The organism is Microbacterium sp. LWH12-1.2 (assembly GCF_040675825.1).
In the GTDB taxonomy this organism is placed as follows: domain Bacteria; phylum Actinomycetota; class Actinomycetes; order Actinomycetales; family Microbacteriaceae; genus Microbacterium.
This window is the reverse complement of record NZ_JBEGIJ010000001.1, coordinates 102,473-122,593: the sequence shown is the minus strand read 5'-3', so window position 1 is coordinate 122,593 and position 20,121 is coordinate 102,473. Positions and strand designations below refer to the sequence as shown.

The 20,121-nt window shown below is 68.3% G+C and carries 20 protein-coding genes; 5 read left to right on the top strand and 15 right to left on the bottom strand.

The features are described from left to right. Nucleotides 1-3: 3 nt before the first annotated feature. From MRBLWH12_RS00560 to coaA, 9 genes are all read right to left on the bottom strand, one after another. A complete protein-coding gene (locus MRBLWH12_RS00560) occupies nt 4-540 on the bottom strand; it encodes a hypothetical protein (protein WP_363544918.1) in 537 nt (178 codons plus the stop codon). Next, the gene (gene tsaD, locus MRBLWH12_RS00555; protein ID WP_363544915.1) at nt 537-1,613 is read right to left on the bottom strand and encodes a tRNA (adenosine(37)-N6)-threonylcarbamoyltransferase complex transferase subunit TsaD; all 1,077 of its coding nucleotides are present in this window, start codon (nt 1,611-1,613) and stop codon (nt 537-539) included. Before tsaD ends, MRBLWH12_RS00560 begins: the two co-directional genes overlap by 4 nt. Beyond that, nucleotides 1,610-2,110 carry a ribosomal protein S18-alanine N-acetyltransferase gene (gene rimI / locus MRBLWH12_RS00550; RefSeq protein ID WP_363544913.1) on the bottom strand — a complete coding sequence of 167 codons (501 nt, stop codon included), beginning with the start codon at nt 2,108-2,110 and terminating at the stop codon, nt 1,610-1,612. The genes tsaD and rimI overlap by 4 nt, the downstream gene beginning before the upstream one ends. Continuing rightward, nucleotides 2,107-2,730: a tRNA (adenosine(37)-N6)-threonylcarbamoyltransferase complex dimerization subunit type 1 TsaB gene (gene tsaB / locus MRBLWH12_RS00545; RefSeq protein ID WP_363544910.1), complete on the bottom strand. Its 624-nt coding sequence runs from the start codon at nt 2,728-2,730 to the stop codon at nt 2,107-2,109. The genes rimI and tsaB overlap by 4 nt, the downstream gene beginning before the upstream one ends. A 136-nt stretch (nt 2,731-2,866) precedes the next feature. Beyond that, the gene (gene tsaE / locus MRBLWH12_RS00540) at nt 2,867-3,349 is read right to left on the bottom strand and encodes a tRNA (adenosine(37)-N6)-threonylcarbamoyltransferase complex ATPase subunit type 1 TsaE (protein ID WP_341975676.1); all 483 of its coding nucleotides are present in this window, start codon (nt 3,347-3,349) and stop codon (nt 2,867-2,869) included. Beyond that, nucleotides 3,346-4,452: an alanine racemase gene (gene alr / locus MRBLWH12_RS00535; protein ID WP_363544907.1), complete on the bottom strand. Its 1,107-nt coding sequence runs from the start codon at nt 4,450-4,452 to the stop codon at nt 3,346-3,348. The genes tsaE and alr overlap by 4 nt, the downstream gene beginning before the upstream one ends. Beyond that, nucleotides 4,449-4,808 carry a holo-ACP synthase gene (locus MRBLWH12_RS00530; protein WP_363544905.1) on the bottom strand — a complete coding sequence of 120 codons (360 nt, stop codon included), beginning with the start codon at nt 4,806-4,808 and terminating at the stop codon, nt 4,449-4,451. The genes alr and MRBLWH12_RS00530 overlap by 4 nt, the downstream gene beginning before the upstream one ends. A 149-nt stretch (nt 4,809-4,957) precedes the next feature. Further along, complete coding sequence (glmS, locus tag MRBLWH12_RS00525; RefSeq protein WP_363544902.1) at nt 4,958-6,805, bottom strand: glutamine--fructose-6-phosphate transaminase (isomerizing); 1,848 nt, start codon at nt 6,803-6,805, stop codon at nt 4,958-4,960. 78 nt (nt 6,806-6,883) lie between these two features. Continuing rightward, nucleotides 6,884-7,837 (bottom strand): type I pantothenate kinase, encoded by a 954-nt coding sequence (gene coaA, locus MRBLWH12_RS00520; protein ID WP_341975681.1) that lies wholly within the window; start codon nt 7,835-7,837, stop codon nt 6,884-6,886. Between the two features lie 40 nt (nt 7,838-7,877). On the opposite strand from coaA, the gene MRBLWH12_RS00515 reads away from it, so the two are divergent. After that, nucleotides 7,878-8,621 (top strand): low molecular weight phosphatase family protein, encoded by a 744-nt coding sequence (locus MRBLWH12_RS00515; protein ID WP_363544900.1) that lies wholly within the window; start codon nt 7,878-7,880, stop codon nt 8,619-8,621. 269 nt (nt 8,622-8,890) lie between these two features. Beyond that, nucleotides 8,891-9,634 (top strand): helix-turn-helix domain-containing protein, encoded by a 744-nt coding sequence (locus MRBLWH12_RS00510; RefSeq protein WP_363544897.1) that lies wholly within the window; start codon nt 8,891-8,893, stop codon nt 9,632-9,634. A 36-nt stretch (nt 9,635-9,670) separates the two neighbouring features. Here MRBLWH12_RS00510 and MRBLWH12_RS00505 read toward each other — a convergent pair whose 3' ends face one another. Beyond that, complete coding sequence (locus MRBLWH12_RS00505; protein ID WP_363544894.1) at nt 9,671-10,777, bottom strand: hypothetical protein; 1,107 nt, start codon at nt 10,775-10,777, stop codon at nt 9,671-9,673. Continuing rightward, nucleotides 10,734-12,203: a polysaccharide biosynthesis tyrosine autokinase gene (locus MRBLWH12_RS00500; protein ID WP_363544892.1), complete on the bottom strand. Its 1,470-nt coding sequence runs from the start codon at nt 12,201-12,203 to the stop codon at nt 10,734-10,736. The genes MRBLWH12_RS00505 and MRBLWH12_RS00500 overlap by 44 nt, the downstream gene beginning before the upstream one ends. Before the next feature lie 154 nt (nt 12,204-12,357). Here MRBLWH12_RS00500 and lepB point away from each other — a divergent pair, with 154 nt between their 5' ends. The 3 genes from lepB to MRBLWH12_RS00485 all read left to right on the top strand — a co-directional run bounded on the left by lepB (nt 12,358) and on the right by MRBLWH12_RS00485 (nt 16,687). Beyond that, on the top strand, nt 12,358-13,056 hold the full coding sequence (gene lepB / locus MRBLWH12_RS00495) for a signal peptidase I (RefSeq protein WP_363544890.1): 699 nt from the start codon (nt 12,358-12,360) through the stop codon (nt 13,054-13,056). Between the two features lie 325 nt (nt 13,057-13,381). Next, nucleotides 13,382-14,785, top strand: coding sequence for a sugar transferase (locus MRBLWH12_RS00490; protein ID WP_363544887.1), 1,404 nt, complete (start codon nt 13,382-13,384; stop codon nt 14,783-14,785). 45 nt (nt 14,786-14,830) lie between these two features. Then, nucleotides 14,831-16,687 (top strand): DUF4012 domain-containing protein, encoded by a 1,857-nt coding sequence (locus MRBLWH12_RS00485; RefSeq protein WP_363544884.1) that lies wholly within the window; start codon nt 14,831-14,833, stop codon nt 16,685-16,687. Nucleotides 16,688-16,690: 3 nt separating this feature from the next. On the opposite strand, the gene MRBLWH12_RS00480 is transcribed toward MRBLWH12_RS00485, so the two are convergent. Genes MRBLWH12_RS00480 through MRBLWH12_RS00465 form a run of 4 tightly spaced genes read right to left on the bottom strand, consistent with a single transcriptional unit; the run spans nt 16,691 to nt 20,039 of the window. Then, nucleotides 16,691-17,701 carry a MauE/DoxX family redox-associated membrane protein gene (locus MRBLWH12_RS00480; protein WP_363544881.1) on the bottom strand — a complete coding sequence of 337 codons (1,011 nt, stop codon included), beginning with the start codon at nt 17,699-17,701 and terminating at the stop codon, nt 16,691-16,693. Then, nucleotides 17,701-17,970 (bottom strand): hypothetical protein, encoded by a 270-nt coding sequence (locus MRBLWH12_RS00475; protein ID WP_363544879.1) that lies wholly within the window; start codon nt 17,968-17,970, stop codon nt 17,701-17,703. Before MRBLWH12_RS00475 ends, MRBLWH12_RS00480 begins: the two co-directional genes overlap by 1 nt. Further along, the gene (locus tag MRBLWH12_RS00470) at nt 17,967-18,827 is read right to left on the bottom strand and encodes a hypothetical protein (protein ID WP_363544876.1); all 861 of its coding nucleotides are present in this window, start codon (nt 18,825-18,827) and stop codon (nt 17,967-17,969) included. Before MRBLWH12_RS00470 ends, MRBLWH12_RS00475 begins: the two co-directional genes overlap by 4 nt. 9 nt (nt 18,828-18,836) lie before the next feature. Beyond that, nucleotides 18,837-20,039 (bottom strand): glycosyltransferase, encoded by a 1,203-nt coding sequence (locus MRBLWH12_RS00465; RefSeq protein ID WP_363544873.1) that lies wholly within the window; start codon nt 20,037-20,039, stop codon nt 18,837-18,839. Between the last annotated feature and the right edge of the window lie 82 nt (nt 20,040-20,121).

The following is a 20,121-nucleotide window of genomic DNA, read 5'->3' as shown; positions in this document are numbered from 1 at the left end:
CCGCTATCCGAGTCTCTCGAACTGCATGCCCGCCCAGACCAGCCAGCCCAGGCTGTACACCATCGCGCACAGGCCGAGCACGAGCGCCCATCGTGCGATGGCTCGGCTCTCGACCGGACGGCGCAGCGACATGATCGCCGCGATCACGGCGACGATCGCAACGGGGATGCCCCAGCCGACGAAGAACGAGGTGCCGAGCGCGACGATCGCGGCGAGCAGCGCCCACGGTGCCAAACGCGTGTCTTCGATCTCCGTGCCGTCTGTGCTCGTCGGCTCCCATTCGGCCGCCGGCGCTCCGACGGCGTCCGGGTCCGGCCCGCTCGCGACCACCGGTTCGATGCCGACCGGGCCCGTGGGCAGCCGCGTGTATCCGTCTCCGCGGGCCCCAGGGATCTTCGCCAGGCCCGCCGGCCGTTCGACCTCGCCGCTCGGGCGATCGATGCTCGTGTGCAGCGGATCCGCGATGGCGCCATCGGTCGACGCCGCTCGCTTCGGCGCGTCGATGCCGTCGGTCCCCGCCGTGCGCGGTGCGTCGGTCATGCGGGCACCTCCTCCACCGTCTCGGCCACCTGGATCTCGGTGACCGGCAGAGTCGAGTCGGCCCCGAAGGCCAGCGTCGACGGCCGTCGACCCGAGGAGATCAACTCCGCGGCGAGCGCCGCGATCATCGCGCCGTTGTCGGTGCACAGGGACAGCGGCGGAATCCTCACGGTGACACCGGCGGCCTCTGCGCGGGCCAGAGCGACCTCGCGAAGCCGTCGATTGGCGATGACCCCGCCGCCGAGAAGCAACCGCGGCACGCCGAGGTCGACGCACGCGGCGAGCGCCTTCGTCACCAGCACGTCGACGACCGCCTCGCGGAAACTCGCCGCCACGTCTGCCACCGGCACCTCGACGCCGTCGGCCTCACAGCGCTCGACCCAGCGCGCCACCGCGGTCTTCAGCCCGGAGAACGAGAAGTCGTAGCGGTGCTTCGCCATGTCGGATGTGCGCGAGAGGCCACGAGGGAACCTGATGGCGTTCGGGTCACCGGACGCCGCAGCCCGGTCGATCTCCGGCCCGCCCGGGTACGGCAGAGACAGCAGTCGAGCGACCTTGTCGAAGGCCTCCCCCGCCGCGTCGTCCATCGTCTCGCCGAGCAGCTCGACGTCGCTGGTGAGATCGCGCACATGCAGGAGCGACGTGTGTCCGCCGGAGACGAGAAGCGCGATCGTCGGGTACTCGAGCGGTTCGGAATCCGCGGTGAGGATGTCGGCGGCGATGTGCCCGACCAGGTGATTCACCGCGTACAGCGGCTTGCCGAGCGACACTGCGAGACCCTTCGCCGCGCCGACACCGACCATGAGTGCGCCGGCGAGCCCGGGGCCGCTGGTGACGGCGACGGCATCGAGATCTTCGAGTCGCACCCCGGCTTCGCTCAGAGCCTTCTCGATCGACGGCTGCAGCGCCTCGAGGTGCGCGCGTGCCGCGACTTCCGGCACGACGCCGCCGTAGCGGGCATGCTCATCCATGCTGGAGGCGATCGTGTTCGTCAGCAGCGTGCGTCCGCGGACGATCCCGATCCCGGTCTCGTCGCAGCTCGTCTCGATGCCGAGCACCAGCGGTCCGCTCATGTGCGGGTCTCCTTCACGGCATCCGGCTCCTGGGCCCCTGCGCTTTTCGAGGCTCGCAGATCGAGCCGCATCACGATCGCGTCGACGTCATCGGGCTGGTAGTAGTGCGGGCGTCGTCCGATCTCCAGAAATCCCTCGGAGCGGTAGAGCCCCTCAGCCGCCGGGTTGTCCGCCCTGACCTCGAGGAACATCTCGCGGGCACCGCGCGCCACGGCCTCGGCGAGCAGCGCACGCAGCAGTGCGCGGCCTCGCCCGCCACCGCGATGCTCGGCGTCGTATGCGATCGTCTGGATGTCGGCATCCGCCCCGCCCGGGAGGGCGCGGATGCCGCCGTAGCCGATGACGTCGCCGTCCGCCTCGTCGACGAGGTAGACGCCATGCGGGCTCGCGAGCTCGGCCGCCATGGTCTCGGTGCTCCACGCGTCACCGGGGAACGAGCGGTTCTCGATACCCATGATGGCGTCCAGGTCAGCCGGGCCGGCCGTGCGGAGCGTCATGATCCGACCCGCTTCGGGGCGCCGGGGAGCTTCACGTCAGGGGCTCGCAGATACAACGGCTCAGCGTCGGCGAGCGCACGGCCGGCGGCGTTCGCGTTCGCGCCGACACGGGCGAGATCAGCGGCGGAGAGCGCGTCGACATCGATCCGGCGGATGCCGGCCAGATGCGTCTCGGCGTCGATGCGCGGAAGCAGGATCGTTTCGGCCACGACGCGCGGGATGCCGTCGTCGTCCTTCCCGTCGAACACGGTGATCGCGACCTCTCGGCGGCGCGCGTCCGTGATGATCGCGAAAGCGCCGGTCACGGCGTCCGTGTCGATGGCGGTGAGCGCGGCGGCGAAGTGACTGGGAACCGGGATGATCGGGATCGCTCGGCCGAGCGCGAATGCGCGGGCAGCGGCGATGCCGATGCGGAGACCGGTGAACGGCCCTGGGCCCATGCCCGCGACGACGTGGGTGATGTCGCCGGCATCCGCCTCATCGAGGACGTTCTGGAGCAGGTCCCCGATGACCTCAGCATGCCCGAGCGGGTCGGCGGTCGCTGCTTCCGCTCGCAGCCGGCCGTCTGCATCGATGAGCGCGACGGCCGTGCCCAGGGAGGTATCGACGGCGAGGATCACCCTTCCAGGGTAGTCGGCGTTCATAACTCCGGAGATCTGCCCGGTGTGAACGTCACCATCGCCCGGATCGGACGATATCGCGACGTTCTTCCTGAGTTGTGACCCGGTGCCCGCTCGGAGTCTGCCCGCCGCGCCCTCAGCGTTCGACGCGCGCGATCGTGACGACCCGCGGAGCGTCGGCATCGAGATCCTCGTCGGCGAGGGCGTCGCCGGCGCCGACCGGGCGCTCCAGTTCGATGTCCCACCAGGCCTCGACGAGTTCCTCTGCCATGCCCCGCCCCCACTCGATCACGACGACCGACCGGGCGACGTCGAGGTCGAGGTCGTCGAGCTCGGATGCCGAACCCAGCCGATACGCGTCGACGTGCACGAGAGGCGCCCGACCGACCAGCGAGGGATGCGTCCGTGCGATCACGAACGTCGGGCTCTGCACCGGCCCGCGCACGCCGAGACCCTCGGCGAGCCCGCGGGTGAACGTCGTCTTGCCCGCCCCGAGTGGACCGGTGAGGATCAGCAGGTCGCCGGCCTGCAGCTGCTCGCCGATGCGAAATCCGAGCTGCTCCATGTCCTCCACCGTGGCGATGGTTCGGCGCCCGAGAAAAGCCGGATCGATGCTCACGACGTACGCCTCGGCACCCGCGGGCCGATGCGGGTGACGATCTCGTAGTTGATGGTGTCTGCGGCATCCGCCCATTCGGCTGCCGATGGCACGCCCAGCGTCGGATCACCGAACAGCACCACTTCGTCACCGACCGAGATGGCGGTATCGCCGACGTCGACGACGAACTGGTCCATCGCGATGCGTCCGACGTTCGCGAAGCGGCGGCCCGAGATCGCGACGTGCGCCTTGCCCGAGGCTTGGCGCGGAATGCCATCGGCATAACCGAACGGGATGAGCGCGAGCGTCGTATCCCGCGTCGTGCGGTGCGCGTAGCCGTAGGACACCCCGGTTCCGGCCGGCACCCGGCGCACCGCTGCCACGGCCCCGCGCAAGGTCATCGCTGGCCTGAGGCCCAGCTCGGCCGACGTGCGATCCTCGAACGGCGACAGGCCGTAGATCCCGATGCCGATCCGGACGGCATCGAGCCGCATCTCCGGATGATCGATGGCCGCGGCGGTCGCTGCGATGTGCCGGAGTTCCGGTCGGATGCCGAAGGCCGCCGCGGCGGCCACCCCCTCCTCGAACTTCTCGAGAGCGGCGCGATCGTCATCGAGCGAGGTGTTCGAGAGGTGGCTGAAGATGCCCACGATGCGCAGCCGACCGATCCGTTCCAGTCGCGCAGCCTCGGCGAGCACGCGCCCCCAGTCGGCGGGAGCGATCCCGTTGCGGGACAGACCGGTCTCGAGCTTGAGATGCACCGCGACCGGCTCATCGACGTGCGCGGCCGCGGCCGCAGCCTCGAGCTGGTCGAACGAGGAGATGCCCACCTCGATGCGCTCGGCAGCAGCCTGTTCGAACCGCTCTCCCGGAGCGTGCAGCCACGCGATGATCGGCGCATGCACGCCCTGCCGGCGCAGCTCCAGAGCCTCGGGGATCTGCGCCACACCGATCCTGGTGGCGCCGGCCGCGAGCGCCGCGACAGCCGCGGCCGCGGCACCGTGCCCGTAGGCGTTCGCCTTGACGACGGCGATGACCTCGACGCCGGTGAGGCGGCGGAAATGGCGGGTGTTGTCGGCGATCGCATCGAGATCGATCGTCGCCTCACGGAACGGCACAGTCACAGTGGTTCTCCTTCGGCGACGACGAACGCAGTGGCGAGGCCGGCGTCGTGCGACATGGTGAGGTGGAGATGGAGGATGCCGCGCGCCACGACGACCTCGGCCGTCGTACCGCTGAGCACGAAATGCGGCTTGCCTGAGGCTTCGGACGCGATCTCGATCTCGGTCCAGTGCACGCCGTCCGATCCGCCGAGCGCCTTGATGAGGGCTTCCTTCGCGGCATAGCGGGCGGCGAGCGAGGGCAGCCGCAGGCCTTGTTCGCCGGGCGCAAACAGCCTCTGCAAGAGCTTCGGCGTGCGCTCGAGAGTCCGCTCGAACCGCGGGATGTCGACGAGGTCGATACCGGTCCCGATGATCACCCGTTCAGCCTACCCGTGGCGCGTTCTTGACCCGGCCGGTCCGCCGAGACCCACATCTGCTGCCGAGACCCACACGAAAATGCGTCGATACACGTGGGTCTCGACGAGAAGTGTGGGTCTCGACGAGGGAAGGCGTCGCGCGCCGCGACCTACTCGACCGTGACGGACTTCGCGAGGTTGCGGGGCTGGTCGACGTCGAGGCCCTTGGCCGTGGCCAGTGCCATGGCGAAGATCTGCAGCGGCACGACGGCGAGCAGCGGCTCGAACATCGGACCCGCCAGCGGGATGTGGATGACCTCGTCGGCGAACGGCAGCACGGCAGCGTCGCCCTCCTCGGCGATCACGATCACCCGAGCGCCGCGGGCGCGGATCTCCTGGATGTTCGAGACGACCTTGGCGTGCACGAGTGCCGAGTGCCGCGGCGACGGCACCAGCACGAACACCGGCTGACCGGGCTCGATGAGCGCGATCGGCCCGTGCTTGAGCTCACCGGCGGCGAAGCCCTCGGCGTGGATGTACGAGATCTCCTTGAGCTTGAGCGCGCCCTCGAGCGCGATCGGGAAGCCCACGTGGCGGCCGAGGAACAGCACCGAACGCGTGTCGGCCATCCAGCCGGCGAGCTGCGTGACGTGCTCCTGCTCCTGCTCGAGCACGCGTGCGATCTTGTCCGGAAGCGCGAGGAGCTCGGCGACGTCGGTCGAGGCATCCGCGATGGTTCCGCGCACGCGACCCATGTGCAGGCCGAGCAGCAGCAGCGCGGTGATCTGTGCGGAGAACGCCTTGGTGGAGGCGACGGCGACCTCGGGGCCGGCGTGGGTGTAGACCACGGCGTCCGACTCGCGCGGGATCGTCGCGCCCTGCGTGTTGCAGACGGACAGCGTGCGAGCGCCGCGCTCACGCGCGTACTTCACGGCCATCAGCGTGTCCATGGTCTCGCCGGACTGGCTGATCGAGATCACGAGAGTGTCGTCGCCGATCACCGGGTCGCGGTAGCGGAACTCGTGGGCGAGCTCGACATCGACCGCGACGCGGGCCCACTGCTCGATCGCGTACTTGCCGACCAGGGCAGCATAGGATGCCGTGCCGCACGCCGTGATGATGATGCGGTTGATGCCGATGAACAGGTCATCGAGTCCATCGAGTTCCGGAATGACGACCTGGTCGCCCTGGATGCGTCCACGGATCGTGTTCGCCACGGCCTCGGGCTGTTCCGCGACCTCCTTGGCCATGAACGACGACCATCCGCCCTTCTCGGCAGCTGCGGCATCCCACGACACATCGAAAGGCTCGGCCTCGACGGTGGTGCCGGCGAAGTCGGTCACGGTGACGGCGGACGGCGTGATCGACACGATCTGGTCCTGGCCGATCGCCAGCGCCTTGCGCGTGTGCTCGACGAAGGCGGCGACGTCGGAGCCGAGGAAGTTCTCACCCTCGCCGAGGCCGATGACCAGCGGCGAGTTGCGACGAGCGCCGACGACGAGGCCCGGCTTGTCCTGGTGCATCGCGAGGAGCGTGAAGGCGCCTTCGAGGCGGTTCACGACGTTGCGGAAGGAGAGTTCGAGGTCTCCGCCGTTCGACGCGTACTCGCGGCCGAGCAGCGCGGCGGCGACCTCGGTGTCGGTCTCGCTGCGGAACACGACGCCATCGGCGAGCAGCTCGTCACGGAGCGCCGAGAAGTTCTCGATGATGCCGTTGTGGATGACGGCGAGCTTGTCGTCGTCAGCGAGGTGCGGGTGAGCGTTGACGTCGGTGGGTCCACCGTGCGTCGCCCAGCGGGTGTGCCCGATGCCCGTGGTGCCGTCGCCGAGAGGCGCGTCGGCGAGCGATTCACGCAGCATGCTGAGCTTGCCGGCCTTCTTGCGCATCCCCAGCGTGCCGTCGCCGTCGATGATGGCGACACCGGCGGAGTCATAGCCGCGGTACTCCAGACGGGCGAGGCCGGCGATAAGGATGTCCTGGCTGGGCCGCGGGCCCACGTATCCGACGATTCCACACATGGGTTCAAGAATAAGCGCGACTTTTTGCGAGGGTTCTGAACGAACCGGGATGCCGAAATCGGTCGGCTGGCCGGCGGATCAGAGTTTGCGGAGCAGCACGCTCTCGACGTCATGATCGGCGCCCTTGTTCAGCACGAGCCGTGCCCGGTGCTTCGTCGGAAGCACGTTCTCGACGAGGTTGGGCATGTTGATCTCGTTCCAGTAGCCCAGCGCTGTCGTGATCGCCTCGTCATCGGTGAGGTGCGCGAACACATTGAAGTACGAGGACGGGTTGCTGAACGCCCCCTGGCGCAGGGCCAGGAAGCGGTCGACGTACCACTTCTCGATATGCGAGGTGTCTGCATCGACGTAGATCGAGAAGTCGAAGAGGTCGCTGACGGCGACGTCGTTCGGCGCCGGTGGCGGCGAGAGCACGTTGAGCCCTTCGACGATGACGACATCGGGGCGGCGCACGACGACGTGTGCATCCGGCACGATGTCGTAGCGCATATGCGAGTAGAACGGCGCGCGCACCTCGGGCGCACCGCTCTTGACCTCGGTGAGGAAATCGATGAGCGCGCGCCGATCGTACGACTCAGGGAACCCCTTGCGCTCCATCAGTCCGCGCCGCTCGAGCTCGGCGTTCGGGTGGAGGAAGCCGTCGGTGGTGACGAGTTCGACGCGCGGCGTGCCCGGCCAGCGGCTCATCAATTCGCGCAGCAGGCGGGCGATCGTGGATTTGCCGACCGCGACGGATCCGGCGACGGCGACGACGAACGGGGTCGTGGCGTCTTCCTCCTGCAGGAACGCACTGGTCGCCGCTCCGAGCCGTTTCGTCGAGGTGGCATAGAGGCTGAGCAGTCGACTGAGCGGCAGATACACCTCGCGCACCTCGTCGAGTGACAGCCGATCGCCGATGCCGCGGATCTCGACCACCTCGGTCTCGGACAGCGGCTGATCGATGTCGGCTGCGAGCCGGGCCCACTCCGCTCGCCCGATCTCCCGGTATGGGGACAGCGGCAGAGTCGGGTCGACGGTGGTCACGGGATACATCGTATCGGCGCGTTCGGCCAGGAAGTCCTAGGCTGTGCCTATGCACGCTTCTGATCGCGAGGCGGCGCGACTGGGGATGACGCGTCGTGAGCGAAGAAGATCGCTGGCAGCGGCGTCACCCGACGCCGAGGCTGCGACACGATCCCCCCTGTCTTCGCTGTTCGACCCCGCGCCCGAGGACGAGCACGACCGTGAAGGCACGCCGTCGATTCTCACCGTCTGCACCGGCAACATCTGCCGCTCTCCGCTTGCCGAGGTGATGCTCCGTGCGTCCCTGCGCGAGCTCGGCATCGCCGTGTCGAGTGCGGGCACGCATGCTCTGGTCGACCACGGGATGACGGCGCAGGCGCGTGAGCTGGCGGTTCAGGGCGGCGCCCGCGAGCAAGAGGCGCTGCAGCACCAGGCGCGACTGCTGACCGAGCGGATGCTGCTCGAGGCGGATCTCGTGCTGACGATGACCCGGGAGCATCGCGGCATCGCGGTGCAGCTCACGCCCAGCCGTCTGCACCGGGTCTTCCCTGTACGCGAGTTCGCCCGACTGGCCGCGGGCCTGTCGGATGACGACGTGCGCCGCGCTGCGGATGTCGGGAGCACTCCGCGCGCCCGGCTCGGGGCCGCAGTCACGGCGATCTCCCATCGACGGGGCCTGTCGGGTTCGGCATCCTCGGCCGACGACGTGATCGACCCGTACCGCCGCGATTCCGAGGTGTACCAGCAGTCCGCGAGGGAGCTGTTTCCGGCTCTCATCGAGGTCGAGCGCGTCGTTCGGCTGGCCACCGCCTGACGACCGCGCCGCACGCGCACGTTTGATGGGGCGCAACGCGCCTTCGGCGTGCCCGCGTGGTTGTACTCTGACGATGACAACTGGCCGTTCCGCCCCTGGCGGAACGGCCACCCGCCGACCTCCTCCCCGAAATGGCCACACTGAACCCGTCGCACCTTCTTCAGACGCACTTGGGACAGGACGCCCATCGCAGCGGACTGGTGTCCAGTCGTGTCTTCCGGTCGGTGTGCGTGAGTCGGTTGCGCCCGCTCCCGGGCGAGTGGACATGGATGCCGCCGGAAGGTTCTTCGGCGTACGCGGCGCTCATCATCGCCGCCGAGGGTCAGACCATATCGACTCCGTCCGCCGTGCCGACAAGAGCTCTCTTCCTCCCACCGGTGACCTCGGCCACGATCGTGTGGAGCGAACCGGCCGATCTGATCGCCGTGTGGCTGCCGCCGGATGCCGTCGCCGAGCTCGCGAACGCGTCTTCGGCGAAGCCGTCAGCGCTCCCGGACTCTCCCCTTCTCACAGCCGTGAGCGCCTTCGCGACCTCTCTCGCCGGCGCCGTGCAAGACTCCTCGGGGGTCGCACGCTACGCGATCGAGCGATTGCTCGTCGAAATGGCCTTCGGCGCCCTGCTGGAGCGGCATTCCTCAGACAACCTCACGGTGGCCGCGGCACCGCTCGTCGAACGGGCACGGTCGGTGATGATGGCGCGGCGAGAAGACGCCACGTTCACTGCCGTACAGCTCAGCCAGGATCTGCACGTCTCCGTGCGCCAGCTCCAGCGCGCCTTCGCACGCGAAATGACCTCCCCGGTGATCGCGCTGCGCCGGATGCGCGTCGAACTGGCGGAGTCGCTGCTGCGCAACCCCCAGTACGACACTCTGAGCATCGACGAGATCGCGAGGCACTCCGGCTTCACGAGCGCGCTGCAGATGCGGCGTGCGCTCGGCGCGGAACAACTCCCTCCGCCCAGCACGCTCCGCGCGCGGAACACGCCCAGCACGCTCCGCGTGCGGAACAGCTGACGCGCTCGCGAGGACCCCGACGGACGGGGTCCTGTGTCAGTGCTGTCGAAGAAGTCCGGCTTCGGTGAGTTCCTCGATCGCCGTCCGGACGATCACCTCGGGGTCACCGCTCGGCGGAACCCCATGATGCTCGATCACGGCTTTCACGATCGATCTGAATTCTTCGGATTCTTTCGCCGCCCGGATCACGGTGGGAGCGATTCCGGTCAGGACCCGCAGTGTGCGATCGGAAAGCACGACCACAGCATCGCCGTAGTCGACGGCGTCCGAGGACGACGCCTGACCATCGGTATCTCTCACCGCGACGGACGCGCGTGTCCATGCCTCCGGAGCAGGGCCAGGAGCGAGCAGTGACTCGATCTTCGCCGGAACATCGGCCGCCTCGGAATAGCGCAGCCGCCGGATACCGCCGACGCGATCGCAGAGTTCGGCGAGTGTGGCCACGGTGCCATCGAGCTCGACGAGATAGCTCGTCTGCTCGACCAGCACGGGGGCGGCGTCGATGAAGTGGAGGTGCTCGATCTCGGGCTCGCCGACGGATGTATCGCGATCCAGAAGGACGATCGCCGCGAGCGTCAGATCGGCGTCCGGCAGGTCGCGCATCCCGGCATCCGCGGGCGCGACCTGATCTTTCGGCGCCCCATTTCGCACCACGGAGAGAGGCTTGCGGTACGGCAGCACTCGGAGGTCGCGGTCGAAGGCGATCGTCTCGTCCGAGACGTAGCCGTACACGTTCGCCAGAACGCGACTGAGAGTGGTCTTGCCACGTCCGGAGGGGCCGACAAAAGCGATCACCCGACCGTCATCGAGCGCGATGCCGGCCGCATGGAGCATCATCAGGCTCCCGCGGTTGTGGGCGAGTGCTTCGAGGGTCACGTCGGTGGAAAGCCGTTCCAGGAAGCGCTCGACGTCGGGGACGTCGTCGACCTCGATGCGGAGATCGGTGTCGACCCGCGCCGGCGCCGGCTCGATGGCTGCACCCGTCCATGCATGACGAACGCGCTCGATCACCTCATCCGGAACGCCGTCGCCGAACTCGATGCGCACGACGGCGCCCATCGCGGCGAGGACGACGACCGCCTTCTTCACGACCGCATCCTCACGCGATCGTGGCGCCTCGGCGCCGAGGGCCGGCTTCGGCATCCGCGGTCTCAGAATCACTCGGCTCCGAGTCGGCGCGGTAGTAGTCGCCGTGGTACTGGTACCCGTAGTACGCGGCTCCGGTGCCGCGCCGCGGAACCCGGTTGAGCACGACTCCGAGCGCCCTCGCGTTGGCACGTTCGAGGTTTCCGAGCGCCTTGCCGAGAACCTCGAAGGTGGTCTTGCCGACGGTGGCCACCACGACGGCGCCGTCCGCATGCTGGGTGAGCACAGCGGCGTCGGTCACAGGGATGAGCGGCGGCGCGTCGATGATCACGATCGCCTCGTTCGCGAGCGATGTGAGCAGCTCGTGCATCTTCGCGGAACCGAGCACCTCACTCGGGTTCGGCGGCAACTTGCCGGCGGCCACGACGATGAGGTTGTCACGGCCGGGGATCCGCTGCGCGACCTGCCCGATCTCCGCGCGCCCGGACAGCACCTCGGAGAGCCCGACGGACTCGACGAGTCCGAAGATCTTGCCGATCATCGGACGACGAAGATCGCCATCGATGAGAATGACGCGTTCTCCGCTGGAGGCGAGAGTGATCGCGAGGTTCGATGCGGTGGTCGATTTGCCGTCACCGGGCAGCGGGCTCGTGATGACGATCACCCGCGGCGGGTTGTCGACGTCCATGAACTGGATGTTCGTGCGCAGCTCTCGCATCGCCTCGGCGATGGCGAACAGGTGCGAAGAACTGCTGTTCACCGATGTGCCGCCGTCCTGCGGGATGAGACGGTTTTCTGCGGTGAACGACTTCTCCTCGGGCAGCGTGCCGACCACCGCGATGCCCAGTTCCTTCTCGACGCCGTCGACCGAGCGGATGCGGCGATCGAGCGTGTACCGCAGCATCGCGTAGCCGAATGCGATGACGAGGCCGACCAGGCCACCGATCGCGAGGGCGAACCGAGTGTTGGGCGATGACGGCGACGTCGGCAGGCGCGCGGAGTCGATCGGCGCGAGATAGACGAGACCCGGCGTCGTTTCGTCAGTGCTCTCGAGGAGATTCACTTCGGCGGCCATCCCCCGGACCCACGATTCCGCGATGTCACGGGCGGCCTCGGGCGATGACGCGGTCGCCGTCACCTTGAGCGAGTATGTGTCGAGCGGGTTGGTGACCGTCACCTGCGAGACGAGCCGTTCGGGCGTCGACTCCAGTCCGAGATCCGCGATGACCCGTTCCGCGACGGAGCGCGACGAACCGAGGTTCACGAAGGTCTTCACGCTGGATGCCGCGAGCTGGTTACCGACCAGCTTCGTGCCGATGTCTTCGGCGGCAGCAGTGGCCTGCACGAGCGCTGTCGCATCGGCGGTGTACACCCGCGGCTGCAGAAGTGTCCAGCCGAACGCAATCGCCACCGCCGCGACCACGAGAACGAGCATTCCGAGCCAATGTGCGCGGAAGACGCGCAGGTAGTGGCGCAGGTCCATTCAGTCGTCCTCTGTTCCGGTCGTTCGACGCCCCGCAGGCATCCCGACAAAGGTACTACAGCGGTCCTGCTCCGCTCGTACCCCGGCACCGCTCTCCTCGTGTCGTGAAGGTAGGGTGGGCAGGCACCGCCGTCCTCTCTGATCAGGAGCCCCTGTGAGCACTGACGAGCCGATCTCCATACGCCGCAGGATCACCGGCAGCGTATGGTTCCACCTCGCACTGGCCTTCGTGGTCGCCGGCCTCGTGCTCTCTTTCGTCGCGAAGCCGTACCTCGTGCCCTCCGGGTCGATGGAGCAGACTCTCCAGCCGGGAGACCGGGTCCTGGTGAACCGCCTCGCCTATGTCGCGGCGGACCCCGCCCCGGGAGACGTGATCGTCTTCGACGTCGGCGAGAGCTGGGGTCCCACATCGGCGGCGGACGATGGCCCCGTCAAGGCGATCCTCCGCTGGGTCGGCGAGGTCACCGGATTCGGTCCATCAGGCCCGCACACCCTCGTCAAACGCATCGTGGCCGGCCCCGGTCAGACGGTGCGCTGCTGCAGCGCCGATGGCTCGCTCATCGTCGACGGCGAGCCGATCGACGAACCCTACGTCTTCGAGGACTTCCTCTTCGACGACAGCGTGAACTGCACGTCGACACCCGCATCGAGCCGCTGCTTCGCCGAGGTCACGGTGCCGCCGGGTTCGTACCTCATGCTCGGCGATCACCGTTCCGTTTCGGGCGATTCCGCCATCGCCTGCCGTCGATCCGAGGCGCCCACTCCCGAATGCTGGCGATGGGCGAAACGAGATCAGATCGTCGGCCGCGCCGCCGCGATCGTCTGGCCTGCGGGTCGCTGGACGGGTCTTTGACGATTTCTCCGCGGTGCGGGGTATCGGAAACGCAGTTGCGCGGTTAGACTGCGGCTCTGGGCCTTCGTCAGCTTGACGGAGGAAAGAACATCGTTTGCTGGGGCAGCGATGTCTTCACTCTCTGCTGGGGCAGAGAGGGGCTGTTTGGGGCGCACACATTCTCTGGGGAGGGATTGTGGCAATATCTGGGGATCTTTTTCTGTCGTCGAGGCAGGGAAGGAAGAACGAACGTGCCGCGGCGGCAAGGGCGACCGCGGCGAGAACCGCGGCGCACGCTGCCGAGCGGACCGCTATCGACGCGGCCGAACCGGCTCGATGGCAGCGCGTGTATGCGCGACGCCTCCTGCTCACCGACACGGCGATCATCATCGGCGCCGTGTTCGGGGCTCAGCTGCTCCGGTTCGGGCAGAGCAACGCCGACCTGTACATCCCGGGTGTCACCGGAGCAGGGTTCGATATCGCCTACACGTCGGTCTCGGCCATCTTCGTCATCACGTGGGTCCTCGGACTCCGGCTCTACGGCACTCGCGACGCCAAGGTCGTCGGGACCGGCTGGCAGGAATTCCGCCGCGTGGCAGACGCCAGCATCCGCGTCTTCGGCGTCCTCGCGATCCTCTCCTTCCTGCTGCACATCGACGTCGCGCGCGGCTACCTGTTGCTGGCGCTGCCGGCGGGACTCGTCGTACTCGTGGGAAGCCGCTGGGGGTGGCGGCGTTGGCTCGCGGCTCAGCGCTCTGAGGGCAGGTTCCTGTCGCGGGTGGTGCTGGTCGGCGAGCACGCGAAGTCGGTGCACATCGCGCGCGAGATGCAGCGCGACGGCGGCGCCGGAATGGTCATCACCGGAGCCCTCACCGAACGCGGAACGGGGTCGCTGCTGCCGGGCATCCCGGTGGTGGGCAGTCTCGATGATGCCGTCGCTGGCATCGACCTCGCCGGTGCGGATGCCGTGGTCTACAGCGGCTCCGACCTGATCACGCCCGCCCAGCTGCGCCAGTTCGGCTGGGATCTGCAGTCGCGGAACGTCGACCTCATCGTCGCCGCCGCCCTGACGGACGTCGCCGGTCCGCGCATCCACGCCCGACCGGTCGCCGGACTCTCCTTGATCCACGTCGACTATCCGGCGTTCACCGGTTCCCGGTACGCCACCAAGCGAGCCTTCGACGTCATCGTCGCGACGCTCGCGCTCATCGTGCTGAGTCCGGTCTTCCTGGCGCTGACAGTGATGGTGCGCCAGGACGGCGGGCCGGTGCTGTTCCGGCAGCGCCGTGTCGGCCTCGAAGGACGCCAGTTCGTGATGCTGAAGTTCCGCACGATGGTCGTCGACGCGGAGGCGCGCCTGCCGCAGCTGCTCGACGCGTCGGACGGCAACGGGATCCTCTTCAAGATGCGCGACGACCCCCGCGTGACCCGGATCGGCCGGATCCTGCGGCGGTACAGCCTCGACGAACTCCCGCAGCTCGTGAACGTCCTGCGTGGAGACATGTCCCTGGTCGGACCTCGTCCGCCGCTGATGAGCGAGGTCGACACGTACGAGAAGTGGGTGCAGCGTCGCCTGCTGGTCAAGCCGGGCATCACGGGATTGTGGCAGGTCAGCGGACGATCGGACCTCTCCTGGGACGACAGCATCCGCCTCGACCTGTACTACGTCGAGAACTGGTCGCTGACGAGCGACCTGGTGATCATCTGGCGCACCGTGCGCGCGGTACTGCGCAGACACGGCGCGTACTGACGCCCTCACATGAACCACTCGGCGGGTACTCCTACGATTGAGGGCATGACCACGAGAGCCGAGCGCGTCAGCCGCGCCGACCGACCGCGCCGGCCCCTGCTTCGCAGCTTCCGCCTGTGGGTCCCGATCGGCATCCTGCTCGCGCTCATCGGACTGGCGATCGCAGCCTGGACGGTCGGAGAGCGCATCTACGATCGCGCGATGGCCGCGAAGGGCTCGCTCGAGCAGGCGATGCCCCTGGCGACGACTGCGAAGGATCAGATCCTCGCGGGTGACGCTGAGGGCGCCAAGACGACCACCGCGAAGCTCGCCGCGTTGACGGCGGACGCTCGCGAGCAGACCGACGACGAGATGTGGAAGAACCTCGAGTGGGTGCCGGTCGTCGGACCCAATCTCTATGCGGTGCGCACCGCGGCATCCGTCACCGACGATCTGGTGACCAACGCGCTCACGCCGGCGACGACCCTGAGCCTGGATGCTCTTAAGCCGGTGAACGGCGCGATCGATCTCGCCGCCGTCGCCGGTATGCAGACGACGGTCACGCAGGCGGCGGATGCCGTCGCCAAGGCAGCGACCGACCTGGACTCGATCAACAGGGACGGGCTGATCGATCAGGTCGATGACGCGCTCGCGAAGCTCACCGGAGCAGTCGACGAGATGGAGCCGGTGCTCGGCCCGGCGAAGGACATCATCGGCATTCTGCCGACCGCGCTCGGCGCCGAGGGCCCGCGCAACTACCTGATGATCTTCCAGAACAACGCAGAGGCCCGCGGCACCGGGGGCAACCCGGCGGCTATCGTGATGGTGACCGCGGACCAGGGCCGGATCAGCATCACTCAGCAGGCGTCGAGCGGTGACTTCCAAAACGCGCGCCCCGAGTCAATCGTCCCTCTCAATCCCGAGACCGTGGCGCTGTACGGCGACAAGATGGGCCGCTGGATCTCGGATGCCACGCTCAGCCCCGACTTCAGCGAGACGGTCGCTGTCGTCCGCGCTTACTGGGCTGAACAGTTCGGAACGCCGGTAGATGCCGTCGTGTCGTTCGACCCGATCGGACTGAGCTACCTCCTCCAGGCAACCGGCCCGACGGTCATCCCCGCCGCGACCGCCGAGGTCAACGGCGAGACGATCGAGGTCTTCGACGAGCCGATCACGCTCACGGCCGAGAACGCCGTCCCGCTGCTCCTCAACGAGGCCTACTGGAGGTTCCCCGAGGGGTACCTCCAGGACGCGTTCTTCGCAGCGGCGGCCAAATCGGTCTTCGATGCGGTGAGTTCCGGGAACGCCGCGCCGAAGGCGCTCCTCGACAGCCTCGCGCTCGCGGTGGAGGAGGACCGGCTGTTGTACTCGCCGGCCAACGAGGCCGAGGCGAAGCTCATCGGCGAGACCAAGATGTCTGGCCGTCTGCCAAGCACGAACGAAGACACGACGCTGCTCGGCGTCTACGTCAACGACTTCACTCAGAGCAAGCTCGATTACTACATGCAGCTCGACGTCGCTGCTGTGTCGACGCAGTGCACGGCGCCGGACAGCCCGGTATTCACGACGACAGCCACTCTGACGAACACGGTGACGCCGGAGCAGGCACCTGATCTCCCCCGCCATATCGCTCCCGCCAAGTACTTCCCTCGGGGCGACGTCGCGACTGATCTCGTGTTCTACGGGCCGGTCGGCTCCACGTTCACCGGGCTCACGGTCGACGGGCAGCCGGGCAATGTCGGCGGTGTCCAGCACTTGGGTCGCGGCGCCGTCAAGGTGCCCATCATCACCACGCCGGGCCAGACCAGCACGGTCGTCGCGACGTTCGCCGGCACCGCCGGCAAGTATGGCCCGCTCGACATCCGCCACACCCCGATGGTGCGCCCGGTGGGTGAGCAGCTGACGACTGAAGGCTGCGGCTGACCCTCAAGAATCGTGAGCGGGTCGCTCTCCGTGCAGGTTCTCATAGATGTCGTCGATGAAAGACGACACCGCGTCTGAGCCGGAGACCGGCCCGCCGGCGAGGTAGCCGTCTGCGCCGATGAGAACGGCCGCGGGTGTCGCCCAGTCGGCGATCGACTGCTGCACGTACATGTGGGGGTCGTGCAGGGACTGCGGCTCGGTCAGCTCGGTGAGCGAGCTCTTCTCGGGCGCGGGCCAGAGCAGGAAGCGCACGCTCACCTCTGGCAGCAGCGCGCGCCAGCGAGGTACGGCCGCGATCACAGACACACAGGAGCCGCATCCCTCCTTCACTGCAAGCAGGAGGATCGGACCGCGGGCCGCGAGATCGCGGAGATTGACAGTGCGCCCGTCGGCCAGCGTCACGGGCACGGCCGGCGTGCGGGCGCGGAGGTATTCCTCCGGCTCGGCCTCGGTGGCCGTCCCCGGAGTACCCACGATCGGCACGCCGGCCTCTGGTGACGAGGGCTGCGGCGGATGCCAGAGGATCAAGGCCACCGTGAGGGCGGATGCTGCGAGCGCGAGAACCCATCCGCCGTCATTGCCCAGCGTTATCACTGGCCCGCCGATCAACGGCGTGACCCCGATCACCCAGGCCGTGAGAATCGACAGCACCAGAAACCAGGCGTTGCGCACGATCGTCAGCCCGGTGATCGGCTGACGCGCGCCGAAACAGTTGCAGGAGGCCCCATCGACCATCCTCCATCGCCGCCAGACGAGGAAGAGGTAGGCACCGAAGAGCAGCACGGCTCCTGCGGCGGCGAGCAGACCGAGCACCCCGCCGAAGAAGAGCAATGCCAGCGCGAGCAGGATCTCTCCCCAGGGGTGCAATCTGATGAGCCAGCGCTGTCGCAGCACCGCGGGAACCCCGAGTTCCCCCCACGCATCCGCGTCTTCGGGGCGGAACAGTTTCGCAATGCCGCTCGCGATCAATACACCGGCCAGAATCAGCGGAGCGACGGCCAGTAGTGACGTCATCAGGAATCCTCTTCCTCGCGCAGCAGGCCGGAATCCACGAATGCCCGTGTGAACAGTGCGGCATCCGTCACCGCATCACCCTCTTCGCACACGTCGCCGTCGACCAGGCGCACGGCAAGCGTCGCGAGGTCTGCGCCGAGCGCTGCCCGCCATACCGCCGCGCCGACGCCGGCGAGCACCACGATGGGGCCCTTCGGGAGCACAGCGGCGAACACCCGGATCCCGTCGTCGATCACGCCGACATCCCGGGCCTGCACGAAGCGGGTCACGACCTGCCCCTGAGGCCGAGGGACTCCCGGAGCGCCGTACCGATTCGCCGCAGGAAGGCGAGCATGACGTCGCGTGCGCGGGGCTCGCGGCCGAGCTCGTGCGCCAGAGCGGCGCGATTGACCTGTGGCGCTCGAGCGGCGGTACGCAGTGCCGCACCCACGGTGGGTGCGGCTTTGATTCGTCCCCACCATTCATCGGTGCGACTGCCGCCCTGCGACACGGTCTTCCAGAGCAGGTATTCGCGGCGACGTCGGTAGCGCTCGAGATCGCCGAGCGCGGCGGCGAACGCCACCTCGGCCCGGAGTCGGCGCACCAGCCGTGAGCGACGCACGCGTTCGTCGTCGCTCTGGCCCGCCCACAGCGCTCGTGCCTCGGCGGCGAGCGTGTCGAGGTCGCGCGCGGCGTTGAGCACGAAGAGCACAGCCTGCGCGTCCACCGACGAGATCGAGCACTCCACTCCGGCAGCGGAATAGGTTCCGTGATCCGGCCAGAGCACCTCGAAAGCTTCCTGATCGGGGATGCCGATACCCGGGAATCGGCGATGAAGATCCAGGTAGCCCCACTCCGGGTGGTGATAGGTCTGCGCGTGTCCGAAGGGCGAACCGTCGAGAAAGGAGCTGTACACGCTCCAGCCGTTCTGCAGCATCTGCGCATGCAGTTCGGACACACGGCTCGGGTCGGCCAGCACGTCGACATCGGTGCCGCTGCGTTTTCCCGGGCGGAGTGCACCGTCAAGAGTCTCGCCCTTGATATGCAGCAGGCGGATGCCGATACGGCGCGCGATGACCTCGACGGCCGCACGGCTGAACTCCAGCCGCACGTCGAGCGAGATCGGTGTCGTGTCCAGCGAATCCACGGCGTCAGCCTATTCCTGCGCGCCAGCGCTGAGGCGGCGCGCATGCCGATCACCGCGACGAGCGACCCGGCGGAACACCTCGGCGTGCGCGGACGCGACGGCGACATCATCGAGCAGCCCCGGTGTCTGTACGGCAGCCGCGGCCAGTCGATCCCGGCCCTCGCCGTCCGAGGCGAGCTCCCGCAGCACACGAGCCAGCTCGGGCACATCGCGGGGTGTGACGCGCCGACCGTTCACGCCATCCGTGACCCACTCCGCGGGACCGCCCTCATCCGCGACGATGGCGGTGACCCCGGCGGCGAGATACTGCAGGACGTTCTGCCCCATCGGCTCGGCGCGGGTGGAGTACTGCACGGCGATGTCCCACCGGTTCAGCAGGGCTGTGGTGTCGTCGACGTGGCCGAGCAGGTGAACCCGATGTGCCACTCCGAGTTCCGCCGCGCGCGTGCGCAGCCTCTCGGCGAATCCCCCGTGCTCGAAGGGCGCGCCCCCGGCGAGTTCCAGTTCCTCGGTACCGTCGCGGAAGGCATCCGCGAAGGCCTCCAGCAGCTCGGCCTGCCCTTTCCACGGATCGATCCGCGCCAGCATCCCGATCCGCAGCGGACCCGATGTCGGCACGCGACCAGGCGACAGGGTCAATCCGGACGCGCTGGGGATGACGACCGCCACGGCACCTTCGCGGAGGAACGGCAGCGCTCCCGCGAGGGTCACGCGCGAGTTGGCGATGACAGCGTCGGCCCGGGGCAGCACGAGACGCGTCATGGTGCGGTACCCGAAGGCTCCGAGGCTCTCCTCGTCGATCATGTCGCGGAGGTGCACCACCAACGGCCGCCGTGTCAGCCGCAGGGCGAGAGCCGCGTATGCGGCAGCACGCGTGCTGTTCGCCGCCACCACATCGGCGGTGCGGACGAGCGGATGCGTGCCGGTGAGCACCGCCTGGGCGACGAGCCGGACGGCGAGACCCAGCAGATGAGCGCGCGACGCGCCACTGCCGCCGGAGTGCTGACGCACGCCGCGCGCGCGGCGCACGACGGTCGGCGGCATCTGCGCGAAGACGTCGACCTCGTCGATCGCCGGCACGAGCACAGCCGGGGTCCAGGCCGGATCCACCGATAGCAGACGCACGAGCGCAAGCTCGGCACCGCCGCGCACGGTGGTGTGATCGAGGTGCACGACGCGGGGACGATCTGCGTCGCGTCGGATGCTGTCCACGGCTGCCCTCCCCCCAGGAAACTGCATGCCGTCCCGGGCGCTCCCCTGTGCGCTGATGGACGGTTATGGTTGCTCACAGAGC

Excerpts from the sequence above, each read along its gene's own strand:
- MRBLWH12_RS00560 (WP_363544918.1), bottom strand. The coding sequence starts at position 540 with ATGACCGACGCACCGCGCACGGCGGGGACCGACGGCATCGACGCGCCG.
- tsaD (WP_363544915.1), bottom strand. The coding sequence starts at position 1,613 with ATGAGCGGACCGCTGGTGCTCGGCATCGAGACGAGCTGCGACGAGACC.
- rimI (WP_363544913.1), bottom strand. The coding sequence starts at position 2,110 with ATGACGCTCCGCACGGCCGGCCCGGCTGACCTGGACGCCATCATGGGT.
- glmS (WP_363544902.1), bottom strand. The coding sequence starts at position 6,805 with ATGTGTGGAATCGTCGGATACGTGGGCCCGCGGCCCAGCCAGGACATC.
- coaA (WP_341975681.1), bottom strand. The coding sequence starts at position 7,837 with ATGTATCCCGTGACCACCGTCGACCCGACTCTGCCGCTGTCCCCATAC.
- MRBLWH12_RS00515 (WP_363544900.1), top strand. The coding sequence starts at position 7,878 with ATGCACGCTTCTGATCGCGAGGCGGCGCGACTGGGGATGACGCGTCGT.
- MRBLWH12_RS00510 (WP_363544897.1), top strand. The coding sequence starts at position 8,891 with ATGCCGCCGGAAGGTTCTTCGGCGTACGCGGCGCTCATCATCGCCGCC.
- MRBLWH12_RS00505 (WP_363544894.1), bottom strand. The coding sequence starts at position 10,777 with ATGCCGAAGCCGGCCCTCGGCGCCGAGGCGCCACGATCGCGTGAGGAT.
- MRBLWH12_RS00500 (WP_363544892.1), bottom strand. The coding sequence starts at position 12,203 with ATGGACCTGCGCCACTACCTGCGCGTCTTCCGCGCACATTGGCTCGGA.
- MRBLWH12_RS00485 (WP_363544884.1), top strand. The coding sequence starts at position 14,831 with ATGACCACGAGAGCCGAGCGCGTCAGCCGCGCCGACCGACCGCGCCGG.
- MRBLWH12_RS00480 (WP_363544881.1), bottom strand. The coding sequence starts at position 17,701 with ATGACGTCACTACTGGCCGTCGCTCCGCTGATTCTGGCCGGTGTATTG.